This is a genomic window from Streptomyces sp. 12E (assembly GCF_055633275.1).
Genome location: NZ_JBVNCJ010000001.1, coordinates 6560300 through 6579320 on the forward strand (window position 1 = coordinate 6560300; position 19021 = coordinate 6579320).

General features: G+C 73.3%; 18 protein-coding genes and 1 pseudogene. 13 read left to right on the forward strand and 6 right to left on the reverse strand.

The annotated features are described in order from the left end of the window. Window positions 1-21 precede the first annotated feature (21 nt). The 3 genes from ACZ8ZB_RS30095 to ACZ8ZB_RS30105 are packed head-to-tail and all read right to left on the reverse strand — an operon-like array spanning window position 22 to window position 3324. The gene (locus ACZ8ZB_RS30095) at window positions 22-390 is read right to left on the reverse strand and encodes a DUF742 domain-containing protein (protein ID WP_352000490.1); all 369 of its coding nucleotides are present in this window, start codon (window positions 388-390) and stop codon (window positions 22-24) included. Beyond that, complete coding sequence (locus tag ACZ8ZB_RS30100) at window positions 387-788, reverse strand: roadblock/LC7 domain-containing protein (protein WP_470740756.1); 402 nt, start codon at window positions 786-788, stop codon at window positions 387-389. Before ACZ8ZB_RS30100 ends, ACZ8ZB_RS30095 begins: the two co-directional genes overlap by 4 nt. Before the next feature lie 13 nt (window positions 789-801). Next, window positions 802-3324: a sensor histidine kinase gene (locus tag ACZ8ZB_RS30105; protein WP_470740757.1), complete on the reverse strand. Its 2523-nt coding sequence runs from the start codon at window positions 3322-3324 to the stop codon at window positions 802-804. Window positions 3325-3605: 281 nt separating this feature from the next. Here ACZ8ZB_RS30105 and ACZ8ZB_RS30110 point away from each other — a divergent pair, with 281 nt between their 5' ends. The 10 genes from ACZ8ZB_RS30110 to ACZ8ZB_RS30155 all read left to right on the forward strand — a co-directional run bounded on the left by ACZ8ZB_RS30110 (window position 3606) and on the right by ACZ8ZB_RS30155 (window position 13306). Next, window positions 3606-4064, forward strand: a complete 459-nt coding sequence (locus ACZ8ZB_RS30110; protein ID WP_470740758.1) for an RrF2 family transcriptional regulator — start codon at window positions 3606-3608, stop codon at window positions 4062-4064. A gap of 119 nt (window positions 4065-4183) precedes the next feature. Then, complete coding sequence (locus ACZ8ZB_RS30115; protein WP_470741613.1) at window positions 4184-5383, forward strand: acyl-CoA dehydrogenase family protein; 1200 nt, start codon at window positions 4184-4186, stop codon at window positions 5381-5383. 498 nt (window positions 5384-5881) lie between these two features. Beyond that, window positions 5882-7699: a sensor histidine kinase gene (locus ACZ8ZB_RS30120; protein WP_470741614.1), complete on the forward strand. Its 1818-nt coding sequence runs from the start codon at window positions 5882-5884 to the stop codon at window positions 7697-7699. 56 nt (window positions 7700-7755) lie between these two features. After that, the gene (locus tag ACZ8ZB_RS30125; protein WP_470740759.1) at window positions 7756-8190 is read left to right on the forward strand and encodes a roadblock/LC7 domain-containing protein; all 435 of its coding nucleotides are present in this window, start codon (window positions 7756-7758) and stop codon (window positions 8188-8190) included. 2 nt (window positions 8191-8192) lie between these two features. Then, on the forward strand, window positions 8193-8564 hold the full coding sequence (locus tag ACZ8ZB_RS30130) for a DUF742 domain-containing protein (RefSeq protein WP_470741615.1): 372 nt from the start codon (window positions 8193-8195) through the stop codon (window positions 8562-8564). Then, window positions 8542-9171: a GTP-binding protein gene (locus ACZ8ZB_RS30135; protein ID WP_470740760.1), complete on the forward strand. Its 630-nt coding sequence runs from the start codon at window positions 8542-8544 to the stop codon at window positions 9169-9171. Before ACZ8ZB_RS30130 ends, ACZ8ZB_RS30135 begins: the two co-directional genes overlap by 23 nt. A gap of 58 nt (window positions 9172-9229) precedes the next feature. Continuing rightward, window positions 9230-9805 (forward strand): GAF domain-containing protein, encoded by a 576-nt coding sequence (locus ACZ8ZB_RS30140; protein ID WP_470740761.1) that lies wholly within the window; start codon window positions 9230-9232, stop codon window positions 9803-9805. Between the two features lie 184 nt (window positions 9806-9989). Continuing rightward, window positions 9990-11018, forward strand: coding sequence for an L-threonine 3-dehydrogenase (tdh, locus tag ACZ8ZB_RS30145; protein ID WP_470740762.1), 1029 nt, complete (start codon window positions 9990-9992; stop codon window positions 11016-11018). Window positions 11019-11164: 146 nt separating this feature from the next. Continuing rightward, window positions 11165-12364, forward strand: coding sequence for a glycine C-acetyltransferase (locus ACZ8ZB_RS30150; RefSeq protein WP_470740763.1), 1200 nt, complete (start codon window positions 11165-11167; stop codon window positions 12362-12364). A gap of 36 nt (window positions 12365-12400) precedes the next feature. Then, window positions 12401-13306, forward strand: a complete 906-nt coding sequence (locus ACZ8ZB_RS30155) for a LysR family transcriptional regulator (RefSeq protein ID WP_470740764.1) — start codon at window positions 12401-12403, stop codon at window positions 13304-13306. A 147-nt stretch (window positions 13307-13453) separates the two neighbouring features. Here the strand turns inward: ACZ8ZB_RS30155 and ACZ8ZB_RS30160 are convergent, their stop codons facing one another. The 3 genes and pseudogenes from ACZ8ZB_RS30160 to ACZ8ZB_RS30170 form a co-directional block, all read right to left on the reverse strand. Then, window positions 13454-14623, reverse strand: coding sequence for a 4-hydroxybenzoate 3-monooxygenase (locus tag ACZ8ZB_RS30160; protein ID WP_470740765.1), 1170 nt, complete (start codon window positions 14621-14623; stop codon window positions 13454-13456). Window positions 14624-14717: 94 nt separating this feature from the next. After that, window positions 14718-14891, reverse strand: a pseudogene (locus tag ACZ8ZB_RS30165) (helix-turn-helix domain-containing protein); the annotation flags it as partial. After that, window positions 14888-15073, reverse strand: a complete 186-nt coding sequence (locus ACZ8ZB_RS30170; RefSeq protein ID WP_470740766.1) for a hypothetical protein — start codon at window positions 15071-15073, stop codon at window positions 14888-14890. The gene ACZ8ZB_RS30170 and the pseudogene ACZ8ZB_RS30165, both read right to left, overlap by 4 nt. A gap of 11 nt (window positions 15074-15084) precedes the next feature. Between ACZ8ZB_RS30170 and ACZ8ZB_RS30175 the strand changes: the two genes are divergently transcribed. From ACZ8ZB_RS30175 to ACZ8ZB_RS30185, 3 genes are all read left to right on the forward strand, one after another. Further along, window positions 15085-15765, forward strand: a complete 681-nt coding sequence (locus ACZ8ZB_RS30175) for a TetR/AcrR family transcriptional regulator (protein ID WP_470740767.1) — start codon at window positions 15085-15087, stop codon at window positions 15763-15765. Between the two features lie 175 nt (window positions 15766-15940). Then, window positions 15941-17515 carry an MDR family MFS transporter gene (locus tag ACZ8ZB_RS30180; RefSeq protein WP_470741616.1) on the forward strand — a complete coding sequence of 525 codons (1575 nt, stop codon included), beginning with the start codon at window positions 15941-15943 and terminating at the stop codon, window positions 17513-17515. A 400-nt stretch (window positions 17516-17915) separates the two neighbouring features. Beyond that, the gene (locus ACZ8ZB_RS30185) at window positions 17916-18986 is read left to right on the forward strand and encodes a right-handed parallel beta-helix repeat-containing protein (protein WP_470740768.1); all 1071 of its coding nucleotides are present in this window, start codon (window positions 17916-17918) and stop codon (window positions 18984-18986) included. Window positions 18987-19021 lie beyond the last annotated feature (35 nt).

A 19021-nucleotide genomic window follows, 5' to 3' on the forward strand; every position in this document is an offset into this window, starting at 1 on the left:
GCTTGCCTTTCGGTTTCGTGCTCACAGTGCGCGCAGTCCTTCGAGTACTTCTCTGATCATCCGGACGCTGGGCCGTGCCGCCGGGTCGGCGGGCTGCCGCACCCGGATGGCCCGGGCGTTGAAGAGGTCTCCGAGCAGCACGCGTACGACTCCCACCGGCAGGTTCATGCGCGCCGCCACCTCGCCCACCGGGCGCGGGCTGCGGCAGAGGGCGAGGATCGCGCGGTGTTCGGGCTGCATCTCCACCTCGTACTGGAGGGTGTCGACCGTCGCGACCACGAAGGCCACCAGGTCGAAGAAGTAGCCCTCGTTGCGGGTCCGTCCCCGCACCATGGCGTACGGGCGGACGACCGGACCGGCCGCCTCGTCCACCCATTGCGCGTGGGTCATCGTGGCTCGACCGACATGTGGAAGCCGAGGCGCTTGACCAGCATGGCCATCTCGTAGGCGACGACGCCGATGTCCGCGTCCCGGCGGGTCAGCGCCGTCAGACAGGAGTTGTCGCCCGCCGCGCACACGAACAGGAAGCCGCCCTCCATCTCCACCATGGTCTGGAGCACCGCGCCGCCGCCGAAGTGGCGCCCGGCGCCCTTGGCGAGGCTGTGGAACCCGGAGGCGACCGCGGAGAGCCGTTCGGCCTGGTCGCGGTCGAGTGCCTCGGAGGCGCCGAGCAGCAGCCCGTCCGTGGACAGCAGGACGGCGTGACCGATCTCCGGCACGTTGCGCACCATGTCGCTCAGCAGCCAGTCGAGGGAGGAGCCCGTCTCGGACGGGCCGACGTGGGTCATGTCAGCCACGGTGTCAACCACGCTTTCTGGGGGTGGGGGTGGGGGTGTGGGCCGGGAAGGCGGCGTGCGCGTCGTGGCCGCGCGGCCGGCCGGCCGGGTCGCCGGGGGCCGCGTACTGCTCGACCCGGGCGCGGGCCGCGCCCGCCTGGAGGGCGGACATCATCGAGCGGACCTGGTCGGGGCGTTCGGCCACGGGGTGGCGGAGCCGTCCGTCCGGGTGGGGCTGGGGGACGGCGGGGCCGCGTGCCGCGGTTCTGGCCGGTGCCGGTGGGCCGACACGCCGCTCGTAGTCGGTGCGGCCCCAGTTCATGAGCTGTCCGCGACCGTCGGCGTCGCCGCTGGAGGTGGCCTGGTCCGAGAGGTTCGCCTGGGGTACGCGGACCGGGAGGCCGTCGATCATGCCGCCCTGCGCCGGTTCCGGCGCGGGGGCCGGGTGGGGGCGTGCCGGTGCCGGGTGGAACGGGGCCGGAGCCGGCGCCGGGCGGGACGGAGCCGTCACCGGGGCCGGAGCCGCGTGGGCCGGGGCCGCGTGGGCCGGTGCCGGAGCCGCGTGGGCCGGTGGGGCCGTGGGCGCCGGCGCCGGTGGGTCTGCGGGCGCCGGGGCCAGGGCCTCGGGGGCCGGGGGCTCCGACGAGGGCTGGGGCCACTCCAGCAGGTCGTCCGGGATGAGGACCACCGCGTTGACGCCGCCGTAGGGCGAGCGGCGCAGGGTCACCTCGATGCCGTGGCGGTGGGCCAGGCGGCCCACGGTGACCAGGCCGAGGCGGGTGCTGTCCAGGGTGGTGACGTCCAGCGGTGCGCCGAGGCGCCGGTTGGCCGCCTCCAGTTCCTCCGGCGGCATGCCGAGGCCGCGGTCGTCGATCTCGATGACCAGACCGCTGGCCGCCTTGCCCACGCTGACCCGGACCTCGCTGTCGGAGGGCGAGAACACCTCCGCGTTCTCGACGAGTTCGGCGAGCAGGTGGATGACGTCGGCGGCGGCACGGCCCTGGATGCCCACCGTCGGCACGGGCAGTACGACGACCCGCGCGTACTGTTCGGTCTCCGCGATGCCGGCGCGGACGACGTCCACCGCGGGGACCGCCCGGCGCCAGAGCCGGCCCGGCGCGGAACCGGAGACGATCAGCAGGCCTTCGGCGTAGCGCCGCATGCGGGTGGCGAGCTGGTCGAGTTCGAAGAGCCGGTCCAGGGTGTTGGCGTCCTCCTCGTGGCGTTCCATCACGTCGAGCAGACTGAGCTGCCGGTGGATGAGGACCTGGCTGCGGCGGGCGAGATTGACGAAGAGCTGGTTGATGCCCTGGTGCAGGCGGACGTCCTCCTGGGCGAGTTCCACGGCGGTGCGCTGCAGCGCGTCGAAGGCGGCCCCGAGTTCCGCCATCTCCCGGTTGACGAAGACGGGGCTCTTCATGCCGGTGCGGACGTCCACCGTCTCGCCGCGGCGCAATCGGCCCACGACGTCACGGAGCTTGTCGTCGGTGAGGTTGCGTGAGGAGGTGTTGAGGCGGTTGATGTCGCCGACGAGGGAGCGCGCCATCCGGACCGACATCACGACGGAGGTGATCAGCGAGACGAGGCTGAGCGTTCCCGCGACGACGAGTTCGACGAAGGCGCGGTGAGCCGGGGGGCCGGTGCGGGTGAAGACCAGGTCGATGTAGTCGAGGGCGGTCGTGCTGTTCACCTTGGCCGCCGTGTCGTAGGCGGCACGCCACTGCGCGATGGTGAAGGGGAGCGCGCGGGCGGTCGGGCCCGCGTCGATGAGGCTGTCCTCCAGGGCGGTTACTTCGGTCATGGCCCCGCCGGGGGCGGCGAGTTCCAGGAACGGCTTGCGCTGGGCGGCGGGAAGCCGGGCGAGCACCTCGGCGCTCAGCAGCCGTCGGGCGCCGATGGTCTGGACGAGGGTGCGGTAGGCGGTGGCGCTCAGCCGGCGGTCGGGAGTGGCGGCGGCGGCCGAGATCAGCGCGTCCTCCCGGGAGAGGAGGTCGCCCGCGGGCACCTGGGTGTAGAGGGCCTGGCCGAACTCCTGGGCGTCCTGGTCGGGGAGGATCGTCATGGCGCGCAGCGCCTCGGCGATGTCCTCGTTGATGCCGGTGTAGGCGGCCATGATCTGGTCCGGCGAACTGGTGCCCGCGTCGGTTCCGCGCCGGATGTCGCTCAGGGTGGCGAGGGACTTCTCGGCGCGGTCGACGCCCTCACGCACCGAGTCGCTCTCCGCGCTGCGGACCTCCTCGTCGTGCGCCTCCTTCAGGAACGCCGCTATCGCCGCGTCGCTGGCCGCACGCCCGGCGGCCAGCGACGCGGGGTCGCCGTCCGGTGCGGTGGCCGCCACGACCGCGTCGCGCCGTTCGCTCTGGAGGGCCACCACGGCCCGGCCGAGGGGGGCGGCGAGGTGGTTGCCGATGGTGTCGACGCGCGAGAGGGTCAGCGCGTTGCCGAGAGCCAGGTGGGCGGCGTAGCCGCAGAGTGCGGCCAGTGACACCAGTGGAAGCAGGAGAAGCGCCGTGAACTTGCGGCGGATGGACCAGCCCTGACGTTTCATTGAGGCCCTGTCGAGTAGCGCGGTGGCGCGGCTGCCGGCGAACGGATGAGGTACTGCCGAGCGCGGAGAGCACCTTGTCCACGGCATGAACGGAATGCGTGGCTCATGTGCAGGCCGGGTGGAGGGGAAGCTCATGACCATGGCGGAATCTCCGCGCCTTGATCATGGTAAGACTGATCTGACGACCCGTTATTTAATAAAGTCCGACATTTTCGTTAACACGGGAGAGCCCGCTGTCGCGCCCCGTCCGGCGCCGTACGGCCGTGCTGGATAATGTGGGCATGCGGATCTCGGCCAGGGCGGACTATGCGGTGCGTGCCGCGCTGCAGCTCGCCGCCGCCCCGGGGGCCTGTCCGCTCACCGCGGAGTCGATCGCCGACGCCCAGGAGATCCCGCACAAGTTCCTGGAGGGCATCCTCAACGACATGCGCCGGGAGGGCCTGGTGACGAGCCGGCGCGGCGCCAACGGCGGTTACCGGCTGGCCGCGCCGGCGGACGGCATCAGCATCGCGGACGTCATCCGGGCCGTCGACGGGCCGCTGGTGTCGGTACAGGGGGTGCGTCCCCCCGATCTGTCGTACACCGGCCCGGCTACCGCCCTGCTCCCGCTGTGGATCGCCCTGCGCGCCAATGTGCGACAGATCCTGGAGGGCGTGTCCCTCGCGGACGTCGTCTCCGGTCGGCTGCCCGACGGCGTTATGCGGCTGACGGACGCCCCCGCCGCCTGGACCAACCCCTAGCCGTCCCGCTTCCTGGGACGGGCACGTCCGATGGCTGAATGCTCCCTTGCCCCGGGCCGGTCACTCCCACAGGATGATTCCCTATCAATCCAATAGGGAAATGGGGAATCGTGGGGGAGATGGAGGTGATCACCACCGCCGGGGACTTCTGGCGGCGCGTCACCGACGAGGTCGCCGACGATCTCGCCGTGGACGCGATCGACCGCGAGCGGGCCGGCAAGCCGCCCTCCGACGAGGTCGCGAGGCTGCGGGAGTCCGGACTGCCGGCCGTTCTCGCCCCGCCCGTGCCGGACGGCCGCGGGATGGGCTGGCGCGACGCCTCCGCCGTCGTCCGCCGCATCGCCGCCGCCGACGGCTCGATCGGTGAACTGCTCGGCCGCCACTACGTGCTGTCCTGGAGCGCCCGCTTCTTCGCCGCTCCGGAGCACGCCGCCGAACTGGAGGCGCGCGCGGTACGGGAGCAGTGGCTGTGGGCGGGGGACACCGCCGCATCCCGACCGCTTCCCCACGGCGACCTGCCGGGCCCCGCGCTCACCCCGGCCGACGACGGCCGCCTCGTCCTCGACGGGCACCGTGCCCTGCCCACCGCGGTGGACGAGGCCGACCGGCTGGTGCTCGACGCCGTCTGCGCCGTCACGCACGAACCGGTCGTCGTGGTCGTGGACGCGCGGCATCCGCGAGTCGGCCGCGGCCTGGCGCACGACCGGCTCGGCCAGCGGCTCGCCGGCGCCGGCACCGTCCACTTCGACGGCGTGCCGGTCGACGCGTCCGACGTGCTGGGCCCCGCCGGCCGCGACGAGGACATGACCCCGCCCCACGCCGCGCTCGCCCCGCACGCGCTCGGGCTCATGCTGACCCAGGTCGCGCTGGGCGTGGCCGAGGGGGCGCTGGCGGAGGCCAGGGACCTCAGCCGCCCGGCGCGCCGCACCCGGCCCCCGTACGACGACGCCGACCTCCTGCTGGCCTACGGGGAGCTCGCCCTCGCCCTGCACACCGCCTCGGCGGTGGCCGACCGGGCGACGACGGCCATGACGGACGCCCTCGCGGCGGGGCGGGGGCTCGACCACGAGCGGTGCGCGGACACGGCCGCCCAGGTGGCGATGGCCGGCGCGGTCACCGCCAGGGCCGCCCTCCTCGCCGGCGAGCGGGTGCTGGCGCTCACCGACGCCGACGGCGTCGACCGGTTCTGGCGCAACGTCCTGACGCTGGTGGACCGGGGCCCCACCGGTCCCACCATGCGGGCCATCGGCGATCACTATCTGAACGGCGTGGGGAACGGGGCGCCCGCTCCTTCCTGGTCTGACTGTTACGGTGAGTGATTCTCTGGGGTTCGGGTTGAGGTGCTCCGGGTCCGGCCCGGCACGCCCGGACCGCCGGCTTCGGACGGCCGAAGGCGTGCCGGGGAGGCCGGGCCGTCCTGCTCCTCGCGACGTCGGGCCGATGTCGAGTTGACCGCTCGTGACCAGCGTTGATCGATTATTTCCCGCTCTTGTCCCCTTGCTCGAGCGGGTTATCGGTCTGTCGTACGAAGCCTCATACCAGAGCGCGATGCTGTCCGTATGAGTTTGTCAACTGCCCACCACACATGATGCGGTGGTGACTACGGTGAGTGTCGGTCGGGCGGCACCGCGGCACCTCACGCCGTAGGGCGCTTCTGCGTCGGAGGGCCGCGTCCAGCAGTCGGATCAGGGAGCGGGGACCGGTACGTGCAGCCACAAGGCGGACGAGGGAGCGGACGGGGCGAGGAGCCCCGGCGCCCGGGCCCGGTCGGCGCCCCGGGCGCGGCAGGGGTGCGGAGCGACGTCGGCGCCACGGTCATGGCCCGCGAGCCGGACCGCACCGACGCGCATTCCGCCGGCACCCGGGCCCGCCGGACCGGTCCGGCGGGCCGGGCGGACCGCCGCGAGGGCGGGCGGCACGGCCGGCCGGCCGGGCGGACCGCTCCCGCGCTGCCCGAGACGCCGCTACGGCCCCAACTGCTGCGCCTCGCCGTGCTCCCGCCCGTGGCGGTGGCCCTCAGCGCCTGCGCGGCCGTGCTCTTCACCGTCCGCTCCACCGGGGTCCGGCCGAGCCTCACCCTGTGGGCCGTCCTCGGCGGCGCCACCTCGGTGACGTGCGCCGGCGTCGTCATCGCCGCCGTGGCCGCCGACCGCGCCGCCCGGTCCGTGCACGAGCGCATCGGCGCGCTGCGCCGGAGCACCGCCCGGCGCGAGGCCGACCTGCGCGCCCTCGTCGAGGCGCTGCGCCGCGGCGACGCCCCGCCCCCGCGCGGGCGGCGGGGCGAACAGGCCGGCGACCCCGGCGACCCCGGCGACGACGCCGACTTCGACCTGCTCGCCGCCGACCTCGCCCGCGCGCACGACGGAGCCGTCCACGCCGTCGTGCAGGCGTCCCAGCTCTCCAGCCAGACCGGCAGCGAACAGAAGCTCGAGGTGTTCGTCAACCTCGCCCGGCGCCTGCAGTCCCTGGTGCACCGCGAGATCTCCCTCCTCGACGAGCTGGAGAACGAGATGGAGGACCCCGACCTGCTCAAGGGGCTCTTTCACGTCGACCACCTCGCCACCCGCATCCGCCGCCACGCCGAGAACCTCGCCGTGCTCGGCGGGGCCGTCTCCCGGCGGCAGTGGAGCAACCCCGTCCCCATGACCGAGGTGCTGCGCTCGGCGATCGCCGAGGTCGAACAGTACTCACGGGTCAAGCTCGTACCGCCGATCGACGGCACCCTGCGCGGACACGCCGTCGCCGACGTCATCCACCTGCTCGCCGAACTCGTCGAGAACGCCACGGTGTTCTCCGCCCCGCACACCCAGGTGCTGCTGCGGGCCGACCTCGTCACCTCCGGGCTCGCCGTCGAGGTCGAGGACCGCGGACTCGGCATGCCCGTCGACGAGCAGGACCGGATGAACGCGCTGCTCACCGACCCCGACCAGGTGCAGGTCGCCAGCCTGCTGGCCGACGGCCGGATCGGCCTGTTCGTGGTCTCCCAGCTCGCCAGGCGGCACGGCATCCACGTCCGGCTCCGGAGCAACATCTACGGCGGGGTCCAGGCCGTGCTCGTCGTGCCGCAGGCACTGCTCGGCACGGAGCCCGGGGCCGGCGCACCGGGCGCGGTGCCGCAGCCGTACGACCGCGGCGCCGGCGTCGTTCCGGCGGTCCGTCGCACGCCCGCCGTCCCGGCCCCCGCGGACACGCCGCCCGCACCCGTCGCACCCCTCACCCCCGCGCCCCCACCGCTCCGCCCCCACACCCCGGCCCCGCCCGGCGACGCGCCCGCCCCGCCGCTGCTCCTGCGCGGCGCCCACGAGGTGCACCCCCGTCCCACCGAGGCCGTACCCGGCGACCGGAGCGCCCTCGCGGACCGCGGAAGCACGCCCCTCACCCCGCGCGGCGGCACGGTGCGCGGCACCATGGACAGACCCCGGCTGCCCCGCCGCCGCGCCCAGGAGCACCTCGTCCCGCAGCTCCGCGACGGCCCCGCGCCCCGCCAGGACGCCGAGTACGCCGCCGGGCACGACCCCGGCCTGATGGCCGCCTTCCAGCGCGGCGTCAGCCTCGCGGAGTCCCGGCAGGATCCCCCCGCCGCACCCCCCACCGACCACCCCGCCCGGCATGACGGGAGCGCCCCCACAGGATGACCGGCATCACCCCCGGCGCTCCCGCAGACCTTCGTACCCCAAGGAGTCGATCCACCATGGCGAGCGATGCGCCGACCGTCCAGGTATCCGACCTCGACTGGCTGATGAGCGGCCTCGTGCAACGCGTACCGCACACCAACAGCGCCGTCCTGCTGTCCTGCGACGGGCTGGTGAAGTCCGTGCACGGCCTCGACCCGGACGCCGCCGACCACATGGCGGCCCTGGCCTCCGGCCTGTACTCCCTCGGCCGCAGCGCCGGTGTCCGCTTCGGCGACGGCGGTGACGTGCGGCAGGTCGTCGTCGAGCTCGACTCGACCCTGTTGTTCGTCACCACCGCCGGCTCCGGCACCTGCCTCGCCGTCATGGCCGGCCGCGAGGCCGACGCGGCGGTGCTCGGCTACGAGATGGCGATGCTGGTCAAGTCCGTACGGCCGTACCTGGTGACCGCTCCCCGCCAGCAGGGCGTCGAACCGTCGGCGATGAGGCCTTGAGCGTGACGGCGGCCGGTGACGGACCCTGGCTCGACGACGCGGCCGGACGGCTGGTGCGTCCCTTCACGATCAGCAACGGCCGCACCCGTCCCACCGTCGCCCTCGACCTCATGTCGCAGGTCAGAGCCACTGGCGCCACCCCTCTGGGCCATCTCGGCCCCGAGCACGCACAGGCCCTCGACCTGTGCCGCGACCCCGTCCCGGTCGCCGAGGTCGCCGCCCATCTCAGGCTGCCGGTGGCCGTCACCAAGGTGCTGCTGGCGGACCTCGTCGAATGCGGGGCGCTGACCGACAAGCCCCCCGCGTTCCACCACAACCCGACGGACCGGGCCCTTCTGGAGGCAGTGCTCGATGGACTACGACGACAGCTCTGACCACGTCGACGGCGCGGGCCGCGGCGACGACCCGTTCCCCACCGCACTCAAGATCCTGGTGGCGGGCGGGTTCGGCGTGGGCAAGACGACCTTCGTCGGCGCGGTCAGCGAGATCGCGCCCCTCAGCACGGAGGAACTCCTCACCACGGCCGGCGCCGCCACCGACAACCTCGACGGCATCGAGAACAAGGTCGAGACGACCGTGGCCATGGACTTCGGCCGCATCACCCTCGACGCGGAACACGTGCTGTACCTGTTCGGCACTCCCGGCCAGGAACGGTTCTGGTTCATGTGGGACGAGCTCTGCGAGGGCGCGCTCGGCGCGGTCGTCCTCGCCGACACCCGGCGCCTGGAGGAGTGCTTCGCGGCGGTCGACTTCTTCGAACAACGCGGTCTCGGATTCGTCGTCGCCGTCAACGAGTTCGACGGCGCCCTCCGCTACGACCCCGGGGAGGTGCGCGCCGCCCTCGACCTCCCCACTGAGGTCCCCGTCGTCCGCTGCGACGCCCGTATCTCCAGCTCCGGCGTCCAGACCCTGCTCACCCTGGTCCGCCACCTCATCGCCCACGCCCCGGTCGCCGCGACCGGTCACGGCGCCCACATGTGACCCCCGCACACCCTCGGAGTCCCTGTATGCCCTTCCTCCACCACCCCGGAGCCCGCCCATGAGCTACGACCCGCCCCGCCCGGCAGGTCGTCTGCTGCTCACCCCCGAGGACGGCCAGGCGCCGGAGCGTGCCCGCAGACTGCGCCGGCTCGGACTGGGGGAGCACCCCGAGCCCGCGCTCGACGCCTTCGCGTACGGCCTCGCCGAACTCGCCGGAGCGCCCTACGCCATGGTCAACCTGCCCGGTGAGAAAGGACAGTTCTTCGCCGGCCTGCACACCCCGCCCGTCGCACCCGTCGTCCGGGGCGACGGCACCGGCGCCCTGCTGGGCCGGGTGCTGCCCCGCGACCACGGCTTCTGTCCCCATGTGGTGGCCCGCCGCAAGGCGCTGGTCCTGGAGGACGTGAGCGACTACCCGCGGTTCGCGGGCAACCCGGTGGTGGACGAGTTCGGCATCCGCTCCTACCTGGGCGCACCGCTCATCGACCGCACCGGCATGGTGCTCGGCACCGTGTCGGTCACCGACATCCGGCCACGTGCCTGGGGGCAGCCGGGGCTCGCCGCCATCAAGGCGCAGGCCGCGGATCTCGTCGAGCGGCTGGAGCGCCGGGAGGACGCCGGGCTGCCGCCGTGACGTCGCGCGGCGCGGGGCCGGACGGGTGACGGCGTGAAGGAAAGCTGTGGCCGCGCTTAAGAAAACCTCGATGGACCGGTGAGGGTGTTGTACGGCAGATTGCAGTGCGATTCCACTCCTTCTCCCGGACCGGGGCCGCTTCGGCGTGCCCGGGGGCCGGGACTCACCCTCAGGAGCCAAAGCGTTGAAGGCGCTGGTCAAGGAGAAGGCGGAGCCCGGGCTGTGGCTCGCGGACGTCCCGGAGCCCGCCGTCGGACCCGGCGACGTGCTGATCAAGGTGCTGCGCACCGGTATCTGCGGCACCGACCTGCACATCCGGTCCTGGGACGGCTGGGCGCGGCAGACGATCAGCACCCCGCTGGTCCTCGGGCACGAGTTCGTCGGCGAGGTCGTGGAGACCGGCCGGGACGTCACCGACGTCCGGACCGGTGACCGGGTCAGCGGCGAGGGCCACCTGGTGTGCGGCAAGTGCCGCAACTGTCTGGCCGGCCGCCGCCACCTGTGCCGGGCCACGGTCGGCCTCGGCGTCGGACGCGACGGCGCATTCGCCGAGTACGTCGTGCTCCCCGCCACCAACGTGTGGGTGCACCGGGTACCCGTCGACCTCGACATCGCCGCGATCTTCGACCCGTTCGGCAACGCCGTGCACACCGCGCTCTCCTTCCCGCTCGTCGGCGAGGACGTCCTCATCACCGGCGCGGGACCGATCGGCCTGATGGCCGCCGCCGTGGCCCGGCACGCCGGTGCGCGCAACGTCGTGATCACCGACGTCAGCGAGGAGCGCCTGGAACTCGCCCGCAAGATCGGCGCCACCCTGGCGCTGAACGTGGCCGAGTCGACCATCGCCGACGGGCAGCAGGCCCTCGGCCTGCGCGAGGGCTTCGACATCGGCCTGGAGATGTCCGGCCGCCCCGAGGCGATGCGGGACATGATCGCCAACATGACGCACGGCGGCCGGATCGCGATGCTCGGTCTGCCGGCCGAGGAGTTCCCCGTCGACTGGGCCCGCGTCGTCACCTCGATGATCACCATCAAGGGCATCTACGGCCGCGAGATGTTCGAGACCTGGTACGCCATGTCGGTGCTGCTGGAGGGCGGCCTGGACCTCGCCCCGGTGATCACCGGCCGTTACTCCTACCGCGACTTCGACGCCGCCTTCGAGGACGCGGCCGGCGGCAAGGGCGGCAAGGTCATCCTCGACTGGACCGACTGATCATGGCGCGGTCCACCGCCGGGGCGCGGAAGTCCGTGTCGGGGCGGCGGCCGTGCTCGGCCCTTCGGGTCTCCCCGCTCCCCACCCGCCCCGACGCAGTCGCGCCCCTTCGGCTCACTCGCCCACCACGCACCCCAGGAGCCTCGATGTTCGAATCCGTCCGTGACGATCTGCGCACCACCCTCGACGAGATCCGCGCCGCCGGACTGCACAAGCCCGAGCGCGTCATCGGCACCCCCCAGTCCGCCACCGTGAACGTCACCGCCGGCGGCCGTCCCGGCGAGGTCCTCAACTTCTGCGCCAACAACTACCTCGGCCTCGCCGACCACCCCGAGGTGATCGCCGCCGCCCACGAGGCCCTGGACCGCTGGGGCTACGGCATGGCGTCCGTACGCTTCATCTGCGGCACCCAGGAGGTGCACAAGGAGCTCGAGGCGCGGCTGTCGGCGTTCCTCGGCCAGGAGGACACCATCCTCTACTCCTCCTGCTTCGACGCCAACGGCGGTGTCTTCGAGACGCTGCTCGGCCCCGAGGACGCGGTGATCTCCGACGCGCTGAACCACGCGTCGATCATCGACGGCATCCGGCTCTCCAAGGCCCGCCGATTCCGCTACGCCAACCGGGACATGGCCGACCTGGAGCGGCAGCTCAAGGAGGCCGCCGAGGGCGGTGCGCGCCGCACGCTGATCGTCACCGACGGCGTCTTCTCCATGGACGGCTACGTCGCCCCGCTGGACGAGATCTGCGACCTCGCCGACCGGCACGGCGCCATGGTCATGGTCGACGACTCGCACGCCGTCGGCTTCGTCGGCCCCGGCGGACGCGGCACCCCCGAGCTGCACGGCGTCATGGACCGGGTCGACATCGTCACCGGCACCCTCGGCAAGGCCCTCGGCGGCGCCTCCGGCGGCTACGTCGCCGCCCGCGCGGAGATCGTCGCCCTGCTGCGCCAGCGTTCCCGCCCGTACCTGTTCTCCAACACGCTCGCCCCGGTGATCGCCGCCGCCTCGCTGAAGGTCCTGGACCTGCTGGAGTCGGCCGACGACCTGCGCGTCCGGCTGGCCGGGAACACCGCCCTGTTCCGCCGCCGGATGACCGAGGAGGGCTTCGACATCCTGCCCGGCGACCACGCCATCGCCCCGGTGATGATCGGGGACGCGTCGAAGGCGGGCCGCATGGCGGAGCTGCTGCTGGAGCGCGGGGTGTACGTGATCGGCTTCTCCTACCCCGTCGTCCCGCAGGGGCAGGCCCGCATCCGCGTCCAGTTGTCCGCCGCGCACTCCGCCGAGGACGTCGACCGCGCGGTGGACGCCTTCGTGGCGGCCCGGGCGGAGCTCGACGCCTGAGCGGAGCACACCGAGCGGTTTGAGACAATCGCATCCATGATCGAAGCGCGGCGGCTCCACATCCTCCGTGCGGTGGCGGACCACCGCACGGTCACGGCGGCGGCCGCCGCGCTGTACCTGACTCCCTCGGCCGTCTCCCAGCAGCTCGCCGCCCTCGAGCAGGAGACCGGCCACCGCCTCGTCGAGCGCGGCGCCAAGGGCGTACGGCTCACCCCCGCCGGCGAGATCCTGCTCGGTCACACCCACGCCGTCCTCGCCCAGCTGGAGCGGGCCGAGGCCGAGCTGGCCGCCTACGGATCGGGGGAGGCCGGCACGGTCACGGTCGCCGCGTTCGCCACCGGGATCGCCCAGGTCGTCGCGCCCGCGGTGGCCCGCCTCGCCGGGTCGGCGCCCGGCATCCGCATCCGGGTCCAGGACGCCGAGGGGGACGCCAGCCTGCCGATGGTCCTCGACCGGCAGGTCGACGTCGCCGTGGCGGTCGAGTACCGCGGGGCGCCGCCCGCCGACGACCCGCGACTGGCCCACGTACCGCTGTACGCCGAGCCCTTCGACGCGGTCGTCCCCGTCACCCACCGTCTGGCCGACGCCGCCGAGGTGCCGCTCGCCGAGCTGGCCAAGGACGCGTGGATCGGCCCGTACCCCGGCAACCCGTGCCACGACGTGGTCGTACTGGCCTGTGAGAGCGCCGGGTTCCAGCCCCGCATGGAGCACTCCTCGGACGACTTCCGCGCGGTGGTCGCCCTCGCCTCGGCGGACGTCGGCGTCGCCCTGGTGCCCCGCTCGGCCCTGCGCGGCACGGACCTCACGGGCGTCGTCGTCCGCCCGGTCGACGGGGTGGCCCCGACCCGCCGCGTCTTCGCCGCCGTACGCCGCGGCGCCGAGGAGCACCCGCTGATCCGCCCGGTCCTCGACGCCCTTTGCGCGGTGGCCGGGGAGGCGTAGGCCGGCGCGGCGTCACACCGCCGACCGGCCGTCGTCCACCGGCAGGACCGCCCCGTCGGCGTCGCCCGCCGCGTCCGGGGCGAGGAACAGGCCGCCGCCGGCGGCCGGCGGGTCCTCGTCACCCGCCCGCGCCGACCGCCCCGGCGGTCACCCGAGCGGCCGGCCGGTGTAGCCCTCGGCGAGGTACGCGCGGCCGGCCTCCGACTCGACGACCGAGCGCAGCTCGCCGATCTGGCGCATGCGGTCGAAGTCGCTCGCCCCCGGCTGCAGGTGCAGCATGCTCGTCATCCACCAGGAGAAGTGCTGCGCCTTCCAGACGCGCTTCCGGGCGGTGTCGGGGAAGGCGTCGAACAGGGACTCGTCCCCGTCGAGCAGCAGCGCGCGCAGCGCCTCGGCGAGGACCGTGACGTCGGCGACGGCGAGGTTCATGCCCTTGGCGCCGGTGGGCGGCACGGTGTGGGCCGCGTCGCCGACGAGCACCACCCGGCCCCGGCGCATCTCGTGCGCGACGAAGCTGCGGAAGCGGAGCACGTCCCGCTGGAAGACGGGGCCCTCGTTGAGGGTGGTGCCGGGGACGCGCGACCGCAGGATCTCCCACAGCTGTTCCTCGCTGTACGCCCCGGGATCCGTCGTCGGGTCGCACTGGAAGTACATGCGCTGCACACCGGGGCCGCGTTGGCTGATGAGGGCGAAGCCGTCCGGCGAGTTGCTGTAGATCAGTTCCTCGGCGCTGGGCGGCGCCTCGCACAGGATGCCGAACCAGGCGAACGGGTACTCCCGGAAGCAGCCGCCGTACGTGCCCGTGACGGCCTCACGGGCCACGCTGCGGGAGCCGTCCGCGCCGATGACGACGTCGGCCTCGATCTCCACGGTGCCGCCCCCGGCGTCCCTGGCCACGACGCGCGGCCGGTTCGTCTCCGCGTCCTCCACGCGTTCGGCGGTCACCCCGAAGCGGAGGTCCTGGCCGGCGGCGAGGCGCGCGGCGATCAGGTCCTTCAGCACCTCGTGCTGCGGATAGAGCCACACCGCCCGGCCGACGGTCGCGGCGAAGTCGATCCGGTGGCCCTCGCCGTCGAAGCGCAGCTCTATGCCCTCGTGCTTCTGCCCGGCCGTGAGTACCCGGTCCGAGGCCCCCGTCTCGCCGAGGATCTCGACGGTGCCCTGCTCCAGGACGCCGGCCCGGATGGTGGTCTCGATCTCCTCGCGGCCGCGGGAGTCGACGACGATCGACTCGAGGCCGTGGCGACCGAGCAGATGGGACAGCAGCAGACCGGCGGGGCCTGCTCCGATGACGGCGACTCGGGTGCGTACGGGCATGTCGTCTCCTTCGGCGGCCGAGGGGGCGGCAGGGAGTCCGACGCCGGTCCGCCCCTGTTGACGACGATGTCCCGCTCCGGCAGCCCGCACTCACGAGATCGGCCACGAGCCGGTGCGCCGTGGACGACGGCAGCCTCGCGCGCCGTCCGATCTCCGCCGCCGTCTGCACGGTCCGGTCGGCGTCGAACGTCTCGAGGAGGCGGACGATCCGCTCGGTGACCGTCTCCCCGGACCGTGAGTTCGCCATCGTCCGTCCTTCCCCGCTCATCGGCGGCGCGCGGGCGGCCGGGCTGCCGCCGTGTCGGGTATCGGGGCCGGCCCCTCGCGCAGGGCGTCCGGGACGGACTCCGCGCCGTCGTGCGCGGTGAGCCCGCAGCCGCCCACGCCCCGGACGTCGAGGACCGCCTCACCCGACAGGGCCGTGCGGAGGCAATTTTGCAGAGTGTGCATCTTTGCATAGCATGCACGGCATGTCGGAGAAAAGTGCCGCGCAGGGCGGGCTGCGGGAGCGGAAGAAGCGGGCGACGCGTGCCGCTCTCGCCGAGGCCGCCGTGCGGCTGGCCGCCGAGCACGGTGCGGAGAAGGTCACCGTCGAGGCGATCAGCGCGGCGGCCGGGGTGTCCGTACGGACCTTCTTCAACTACTTCGACACCCGCGACGACGCCTTCGTCGTGATCGACGCGGAGGCGGGCGCGCGGATGCGGCAGGCCGTGCTCGACGCGCCGGCCGAGCTCTCCCCGCTCCAGGCCCTGCGCGAGGCCATGGCGGCGGAACTCGCCGAGGCCGAGCAGCAGCACGAGCTGTGGCGGCTGCACGCCCGGGTGGTGCACGCCTCGCCGCACCTGCTGGTCCGCACGATCGGCGCGCACATGGCGGACGAGACCGAACTGGCCGAGGTCATCGCCGCGCGCATCCGCGCCGGCGGGCCGACGGCGTCCGTGCCCCCGCCCGCCCACGCGACCGACGAGGAACGGCGCGCTGCGCTCGACCTCTACCCGCGGCTGCTGGCCGCGGTGGCGGGCACCGCGATGCGCATCAGCGTGGAGCACTGGTGCGCCCGCCAGGAGGAAGCCGCCTTCCCCGACGTCTTCCGGGAGGTGTTCGCCCTCCTGGCCGCCGGTCTCCCGGCACCTCCCGCGTAAGTCCCCACGCCCGGCCGCCCGGCCCCCGCCGCGGCCGCCGCCCCCGCTGTCCGTTCCGCGCCCACGAGCGCGCCGGCACCCGCCGGCGCCCGCTCCGCGCGTGACCGTTCGACCATCGTCCGAAAGAGATCCCGTGAGCTCACCCCCGGCGCCCGCCGACGCGCCTCCCACCTCCATGACCCAACGGCAGATACTCCAGGCCATGTCCGGCCTGATGGCCGGCATGTTCGTCGCCATCCTGGCGGGCACCGTCGTCTCCAACGCGCTGCCGACGATCATCGCCGACCTGGAGGCCAGCCAGTCCTCCTACACCTGGGTCGTCACCGCCGAGCTGCTGGCCATGACCGCGACGGTCCCCCTGTGGGGCAAGCTGTCCGACCTGTTCAACAAGAAGCTGCTGCTCCAGCTCTCCCTGCTGATGTTCGTGATCGGTTCGCTGCTGGCGGGCTTCTCCCACGACACGACGCTGCTGATCTTCAGCCGGGTCGTGCAGGGCATCGGCGCGGGCGGTCTGACCGCGCTCGCGCAGGTCGTCATGGCCGCCGTCATCCCGCCCCGGGAACTGGGCAAGTACTCCGGCATCTTCGGCGCCGTGTTCGCCGTCGGCACCGTGGCCGGACCGCTGATCGGCGGCGTGCTGGTGGACACCGACTGGCTGGGCTGGCGCTGGTGCTTCTTCATTGGCGTGCCGTTCGCCCTGCTGGCCATCGCCCTGTTGCAGCGCACGCTGAAGCTGCCCACCGTCAAGCGCCAGGTGAAGATCGACTGGCTCGGCGCCTTCCTGATCGTCGCCGGTGTCTGCGCGCTGCTCATCTGGGTCTCGCTGGCGGGCAACCGGTTCGACTGGGCGTCGTGGCAGACCGCCGCGCTCGTGACCGGCGGCGTGCTGCTGCTGGTCCTGGCGGTCCTCGTCGAGGCCCGTACCGACGAGCCGGTCATCCCGCTCGACATCTTCAGGAACCGCACGGTCACCCTGACCACGGTGGCCAGCCTCCTGGTCGGTGTCGCCATGTTCGGCGGGACCGTCTTCCTCTCGCAGTACTTCCAGGTGTCCCTGGGCAAGTCGCCGACCGTCGCCGGTCTGATGAGCCTGCCGATGATCCTGGGCCTGCTGGTGTCGTCCACCGTCGCGGGGCAGCTGATCAGCCGGACCGGCAAGTGGAAGGGCTACCTGGTGGCGGGCGCGGTCATCATGACCGTCGGCCTCGCGCTGCTCTCCCTGATCGACGCGGACACGCACTTCGGACTGCTCAGCCTGTACATGGCCATCCTCGGCGTCGGCGTGGGCATGCTGATGCAGAACCTGGTGCTCGCCGCGCAGAACGACGTCCCCGCGGCCGAGCTGGGCGCCGCCACCTCGGTGCTGTCCTTCTTCCGCAGCATGGGCGGCACGATCGGCACCAGCGTCCTCGGCGCGATCCTCGCCAACCGGGTCGCCGACGAGACGGCCAAGGGACTGGAGAAGGCGGGCGCCGCCGGAGGGGCCGAGGGCGGCTCGGGCGGCGGACACAGCGTCCCGGACATGAGCACGCTGCCCGCCCCGATGCGGGAGATCGTGGAGCACGCCTACGGTGTCGCCACCGCCGAGCTGTTCCTCATCGCCACGCCGTTCGCGCTGCTGGCCCTGGTCGCCGTCGTGTTCCTGAAGGAGAAGCCGCTGAAGACCACCAGCGGCATGGAACGCCTCGCGGAGGAGGCCGCCGCCGCGGGCACCGCGCCGGACAGGGAGCGGACGACCCCGGTCGCCTGACCCGGGACCGGACCGGCGGGACACGCACCACGGGGACGGGCCGCCCACCGCACGGTGGGCGGCCCGTCCCCGTACCGCTTGACCCCCATCGCCCGCCTTCCCCCGGAACGCTCGGGGCCCGTGCGGGGAAGGAGCACGCCGACGGCGGCTGCCGCTTCCCCTTCCTCGTCTTCCTCGTCTTCCTCGTCTTCCTCGTCCGCCGCACCGCCGGGGTACCGGCCCGGGGCCGCGAACCGCTGCACGACCGGGAGGCCGGCGGACGGTCCGTGCTGCCGCCGGGGGGAGGTCGCCGTCGTCCACGGGAGGCGGGCCGACGGGTGGTCACCCGTCGGGCGCGGGCCGCGGCCCACCTGGGTGATCACCGGTGGCGGGGCCCGACCCCCGCTCATAGCTTCGGGCCATGAACAAACGACACATCGCCCTCGCCTGTACCGCCGCCGCCGTGGCCGCGGGGCTGGGGGCCGCCCCGTCGGCGCACCATCCGACCGTGCACCGCGTACAGCCCGGCCAGTCGATCCAGAAGGCCGTGGACGCCGCGGAGCCGGGGGACGTCGTCCTCCTCGCGCCCGGCACCTACCGGCAGAGCGTCGACATCAAGGTGCCGGACCTGACTCTGCGCGGCCACGGCGCCGGCCGCACCGTGCTGACGCCCGCCGCGGACGCCGGCGGGAGCGGGAGCAAGAGCGCCTGCGCCGAGGCCGGCAACGGCGTCTGCGTCACCGGCGCCGACAAGAGACCGCTCCAGGGCGTCACCGTACGGTCGCTGACGGTGCGGGGGTTCGCCGGGAACGGGCTGTGGGCCACCGGCACCGACGGGCTGAGGGTCACGCGGGTGGCGGCGGAGAAGAACGGCCGGTGGGGCATCGCCGCGGAACGCTCCGTGCACAGCACGCTCAGCCACAACCTCGCCCGTGAGAACGGCGACGCCGGACTGTTCGTGTCCAACACCGCCGACACCGAGGAGGGCGCCCGGGACGCGGAGCGGACCGTGATCCGGTACAACCGGACGACCGGCAACCGGATCGGCGTCACCGTGCGCCGACTGCGGAACCTGACCGTCGACCGCAACGAGGCCACCGGCAACTGCGCCGCCGTGTTCGTGGTGGGCGACGAGACCAAGCCGCGCGCCGGCGACCTGAGCGTGACGCGCAACTACGTCCACGCCAACAACAAGCACTGTCCCAAGACGCCCCGGCTGCCCTTCCTGCAGGGTTCGGGCATCGTCCTCACCGGCACCGAGCAGACCCTGGTCGCCTACAACCGGGTCGAGGACAACAAGGGCACCTCCCCGCTGTCCGGCGGCATCGTGCTCTTCAAGAGCCTCGTCGGCGCCCCGGGCGAGCGCAACGACATCCGCGACAACCTGGTGACCGGCAACAGCCCGGCCGATCTGGCCGATCGGGACACCGCAGGGACCAGCACGTTCAGCCGCAACACCTGCACGCTCTCCGAACCCGCGGGCATGTGCTGACCGGCCCGCCCATCGCCCCCCACCGACCGCACGAC